4 protein-coding genes are annotated in these 1,761 nt (G+C 64.1%); all 4 read right to left on the bottom strand.

Annotated elements, in window-relative coordinates; translation table 11 throughout:
• Nucleotides 1-162 (bottom strand): stage V sporulation protein S (locus Q8K99_13310; protein MDP2183532.1); only part of this gene is annotated, 162 nt, incomplete at its 3' end.
• Nucleotides 163-300: 138 nt separating this feature from the next.
• On the bottom strand, nt 301-1,383 hold the full coding sequence (locus tag Q8K99_13305; protein ID MDP2183531.1) for an ATP-binding protein: 1,083 nt from the start codon (nt 1,381-1,383) through the stop codon (nt 301-303).
• A gap of 43 nt (nt 1,384-1,426) precedes the next feature.
• The gene (locus Q8K99_13300) at nt 1,427-1,609 is read right to left on the bottom strand and encodes a hypothetical protein (protein MDP2183530.1); all 183 of its coding nucleotides are present in this window, start codon (nt 1,607-1,609) and stop codon (nt 1,427-1,429) included.
• On the bottom strand, nt 1,581-1,761 hold a 181-nt coding region (locus Q8K99_13295; protein ID MDP2183529.1), incomplete at its 5' end, for a hypothetical protein. The genes Q8K99_13300 and Q8K99_13295, both read right to left, overlap by 29 nt.

Raw genomic sequence — 1,761 nt, 5'->3', positions numbered from 1 at the left:
AGCGATGAATCCCCGAGCGATCGCGACCGCCTTGACGGCCTGATTGAGTGCGCCCGCACCGACTGTCTGAATCTCGACGGCACCCTGCTCGCGGATGATCCCGGCGAGCGCTCCGGCAACGGAATTGGGGTTGGACTTGCTGGAGACCTTGAGGACTTCCACTGCTTCCTCCGCTGGGGCGTCATTGGCTGCGGGCCGTGCGTACACGGCGGGGTGCGTCGCTGCTGAAAAGAGTGCTGCGTCAAGCGTTGCGCTGGTCTGGCCTCAGTATAGCGTACAGATGAGCGCGACTGCTCCTGGTCACTCCTCCTTGTCGACATCGAAGCGCACGCGGATTCCGTCGCGTCCGATGGTGATCTTCGGTTCCCCCCGCAAGTGGAGGTAGTAGCGTTCGGAAAGAGAGTCGAACGCACGCGTGAGGTCGCGCTTGAACTGGCCGAGGTCGGTGTGATGGATGTGCAGTCCTCGGCGATCGCGATAGATGTCGGGCTGCGCGGTGACCGGTTCGGGTTCGTCGTCGCTGAGCACCTGGTGAACCACTGTGTCGAGGGGCACAAGTTCGCCTGCGAGCACGCGGTGGGCAGTGCGCTCCGAAACCGCCAGGCCGATGGCGCGCGCTATGTCGACGAGATCGGCAGCGTCCGAACTCGCGGCGGGGCGCTGCCAGACCGCAAGTCGCTCAGGGTCGTCACAGAACAGCAGTCCAGTAGGGTCGAATTCGGATCGGGCGACCCCGTGAAGGGTTGCGAGTATCTCGGCGGGCGATCCGAGGTACACGTCGATCCCCGGATGCTCGCATGCGAACTCGAGAGTACGGCGAACGACGTTGTGAGGCCCTCGTGTCACGGTGAGGGCGCCAGCCTCGTCGCGTTCGACCACTGGCCATGAGGACTGGTCTGCCCGCTCCGTGAGGTGGATCGGGTCCGAGACCACCACGACTGCCGTGCCCTTGTGCGCGTCAGACGCGGCGATCGACGCGGACACGACGCTGCTACGCACCGAGAAGAGGGCCATGCCGCGCCCGTGGACTCCCCAGCGGTCTACGACCATCGATTCCAGCTTGCTCGTTACGCGGGGTTCGAAGACCCGCTCATGCAAGCCAGCGGGGATTCCAACTCCGTCGTCGATCACGGTCATCGTGCGGATATCGCCTTCGCGAGTGCTGGCGACGAAGATGCGCTGAGCGTGGGCGTCACGCGCGTTGCGAAGCAACTCGACGACGACGTCCTCGAAGCTCCGAATGTCGTGCTTGGCCTGCCGACGCTCCGCTTCGGAGATGCGAAGACGTACGAAGCCGTCACCGAGGTCCTCCTCGACCTTGAGGTAGGTCTCGCCGGACACAGCGGTGACGAAATCGATGAGCGAGTTGGTGTCGTCGGTCATACGTCGCAGTCTACAAGGCTCCGAGGGACGCGGGTAGGCACGGTCATCGCAGAGCGCCACCCCTTCGCTTCTCGAGCCACACCAGTTCGATGCCTGATCCGACGGTCTCTCGCCTGAAGATGCGGTAACCAAGCTTGAAGTAGAGGGTGAGAGGTGCACGGGCTTCGGCACCCGTGAAGAGCTCGTAGCGCGCGACGTCAGGATGCATATCCTCGAGAGCGACCATGAGCGCCTCTCTTCGCGACAGCTTTGAGGAAGATGGCTCGCGAATCGAAGAGAGCCTCCAGGGCGTCGAGTCCCTCACGCACGGGCGGGAACTCCTCGGCGGAAAGGTCGTAGGCTGAGGCGACCCGCCTGAACGCACGGTGCTGGACGGCC

This window comes from Actinomycetota bacterium (assembly GCA_030682655.1).
Lineage (GTDB): Bacteria > Actinomycetota > Coriobacteriia > Anaerosomatales > JAUXNU01 > JAUXNU01.
This window is presented reverse-complemented; position numbering and strand designations above follow the sequence as displayed.

Bases quoted from the DNA above. Each gene is read 5' to 3' on its own strand.
- Q8K99_13305 (MDP2183531.1), bottom strand. From the start codon at position 1,383: ATGACCGACGACACCAACTCGCTCATCGATTTCGTCACCGCTGTGTCC.
- Q8K99_13300 (MDP2183530.1), bottom strand. From the start codon at position 1,609: ATGGTCGCTCTCGAGGATATGCATCCTGACGTCGCGCGCTACGAGCTC.